This window comes from Candidatus Thermoplasmatota archaeon (assembly GCA_022848865.1).
Classification (GTDB): domain Archaea; phylum Thermoplasmatota; class Thermoplasmata; order RBG-16-68-12; family JAGMCJ01; genus JAGMCJ01.
In genome coordinates, this window is the sequence record JAJISE010000095.1 from 1 (window position 1) to 1,642 (window position 1,642).

2 protein-coding genes are annotated in these 1,642 nt (G+C 52.1%); both read left to right on the top strand.

Annotated features, from left to right (window positions below; translation table 11 throughout):
- Window positions 1-383 (top strand): hypothetical protein (locus tag LN415_09800; protein ID MCJ2557379.1); only part of this gene is annotated, 383 nt, incomplete at its 5' end.
- Between the two features lie 282 nt (window positions 384-665).
- The coding region (locus LN415_09805) for a hypothetical protein (GenBank protein MCJ2557380.1) at window positions 666-1,642 on the top strand (977 nt) is incomplete at its 3' end.

Genomic DNA, 1,642 nt, shown 5'->3' on the forward strand with positions numbered 1-1,642 from the left:
ATATGACCTGCTTCGAGCGACTGGATCAACTGCTCAAGGAGCAAAACATCGATGATGCTGCCGGGTACATCCTAGCTCAAGTAAAATGTTGGGATGGCAACCTCTATCCCCCCTTCCTCCTAACTGACAATGCTCTTTATACCTATCAGCGATATCGCGAAGCTCGAAATGTGATTGTGGTCCGTGACGAGGACTATAGAAACGAAGAAGCCACGCTACAGGCTCTCTGTGATGCGAGAAAGGAGGAACCGGAAGAAGTGCTATATCTCTTGAAAGACACAGGAATTTTCTCGAGCGAGTTCATCGACCATAAGGAGAGAGCAGATGGGACTTCTACCCACCGACCAGATAAGAAAGGCAAAAAAATCCCCACTGAAGATTGAGATCCTTGAACATCTTCAACAAGGACCATGTAGCCGAGACGCACTTCAGGAGTATTTGAATGCGCAACATCCCCGGCATCCTGACTACTGGGCCCCAGGAGAGACAGGGAACGCACTCTACGAGCTGACCCGAGACCATCGAATATCCAGAGAAGGACGAGGAGGTGAAGCGCTCTATAGGATCCTCGAAGCCGGCGAGGTTTATTTACGCGAGGCCATCACGCAGGAAAGGGGCTGATCATCCAAACGAGAGAGTTCCAAACCAAAGCATTGACAGTGGTAATGGAGACTCCCACCATGCAGACCGGAGACTGGCCTCTGCCTGAGTACTTCGAAGACGACACCTCCGCTCTGATGTTGAAGCTAATTCGGGAAACCAGCACCAGAATCGGTCTCCCGATTACCTACGCGATCCTTCAAGACGTCATCACTGGAGCGGCCAAGAAAGATATTGACACCGGCAAGAAATTAGTTCGCCTGTATAGAAAGGTGCACAGGCCGCTGTCCCATGTGGAGAGGCGCTACGTCGAAGAGGAGATTAAAGAGGTGTCGCGCAGGCAGGCAACCCGACTTGCCTTGGTCCAGCTGGTTGATATGTGGCAAGAGGATCGAATCAACGATATGGAAGCTGTCTTCACAAAAGCGATCACTGTCGGGCAGGGGATCACAGACTTAGGACTGAATCCTTTCCTGGACGCGGAGAAGATACTGAGTCGGGAAGAAAACATGTTTCGACCGATTCGCACGTTGATCTCCGACTTGGATGCTCATCTTCCCCATGGAGGGATATGCCTCGGAGATCTGGCGGTCGTCTTATCGATAACCGGTGTCGGCAAGACTATGTTTCTCATCTCCTGTGCCAAGGCGGCAATCCTTCAGCGGAAGAAAGTGGTGTATTTCACGTTGGAAATGAGCGAAGCCGACATCTCCGAACGGTTTATCTCCTCATTCTCCGGCATAGAACTGAGATATCTCTACGAGCGCAAAAGAAGAGCCTCTCGTATGATGAAGAACTTCGGGAGGCTCTTCGCCAACGGGCTGCTGATCAAGCATTTCCCTGCACAGACAGCCTCCGTGCGGACACTGGACGCTCACTTACGGATGGTGCATGCCCATCTGGGATATAGACCGGAGATGATCGTCGTTGACTATGCCGGGGAGATGGCTGGGGTCACCCCTGTCAAGAGGCGAGGCTCTTCGGAGAGGTACTACGAGCTGGGGAGTGTTTTCTCTGAGCTAACCCGCCTCGCTCAGGAACG